A 1383-nucleotide genomic window follows, 5' to 3' on the forward strand; every position below is an offset into this window, starting at 1 on the left:
GACACCCAGTTCCTAATTCAGATCAGAGGCTTAGGCCACTCCCGCTAACCCTTTAGGACCGGTCCAGTGAATACGACGGGTTAGCAACTGCAAAATGACCAACACCCGCTTACAAGAAAGCGTATATTCTGAATCGAAAACGCATGCGGCCGGCAACGTCGAACGCCCCGGTAATTTGTGTTCTCCAACATCGCAAAATCGCATCGATCAAGCCTGAAATTTTGCTCAAGCGGTGTGGACAAAATCCGAATGGTAGATTTTGATCGTCCGCCAGTTTCAGACGCTGCAAGACCGATCCTAAACGGCGGGCAGCTCCGGCGAATGTCCAAACGATCGTCCAAGGCGGTATCACCGCGATTGTGTGGACAAAGTTCTTTCACCTTCCCATTCGGTCGGGAAATCGCGTGGACAAATGCGAAATTTTGTCCACGATTTTTTGGTAGGCGCAATACCGCAAAAATGGGGAACCCCATTTTTGCATGCTGTGGACACGGCTCTCCGGCGCCAATTCAAGCTGGCCCTACCTGTCGGCCGGCACCACCTTATTGCGAGCCTTTCGTTAAGACCGTTTGTCCATGGGTTCGGCGTTGTCCCGCCTCAGGTCCTTTGTGTGGACAATGTCCACACGCCGGAAGGTCAGCTCGGTGAGCGTGACGAAAGAAACAATCAGAAGGGAAAGGTGCAAGTTCTCCAGCTTTTCACCTGCAGTTCAATGCGTTGGCAGCGCCCGCCCGGCCGCAGGTCGAGCCGACCATGGAAGAAGGTTGATAGGTGAAAAAGAGAAGAAGCAAATCGGTAGGATGAAAATCAAGATCGATGCTTCCGTTGGATCGGCCGATCCAGCGTCTGCAATAGGAAGTCTCGATGGAATACAACGAACTCAATGAATATAATCCCGCACTGCGGCTCTTGGCCTTGCCGCTCGTGGCCATGGCTTGGGCAGGACCGATCCGAACCGTCAAATCGCCATATCTGCCGCCAAGTTCGATTGCGTTTGGTGACTGCAAGCTGGTGATCGGAGTGACGCCGACGGACGCTCTCTACTTCAACAATTTTGAGAGAGCGGCGGTCGACCTGTCCAGTGATACGATGCTCATCCGGGCAGGCCTGTCTCCCGAACAAGACAATCCGGTCACGGTGGACGTTGCGATGCGCACGCCTGCGGAGTTGCTGATCTTTCGCGCCCACCACTTCGTGGAGCGGGAGAATGGCGATCTGTGGCTGTGCGCCGAGCGGTCACGAGGGCCCGCCGTCAAGCTTGGCAGCCAAGGCTTGGAACTGCATATGCGTCAGCCATTTTGCGATGAGGAACGCGGCGACGGCGCCTGCCGAGCCGCAGCGCAAATCGTTCGCCTGTCGCGGGGGCTGATCTGATGGCGAAAC

At 55.5% G+C, this 1383-nt stretch carries 1 protein-coding gene; it reads left to right on the forward strand.

Annotation, left to right across the window (positions count from 1 at the left end; translation table 11 throughout):
• Positions 1-864: 864 nt before the first annotated feature.
• Positions 865-1374, forward strand: a complete 510-nt coding sequence (locus K4G67_RS17440; protein ID WP_239807508.1) for a hypothetical protein — start codon at positions 865-867, stop codon at positions 1372-1374.
• Positions 1375-1383 lie beyond the last annotated feature (9 nt).

The sequence above is a fragment of the Croceicoccus hydrothermalis genome (assembly GCF_022378335.1).
Taxonomy (GTDB): domain Bacteria; phylum Pseudomonadota; class Alphaproteobacteria; order Sphingomonadales; family Sphingomonadaceae; genus Croceicoccus; species Croceicoccus hydrothermalis.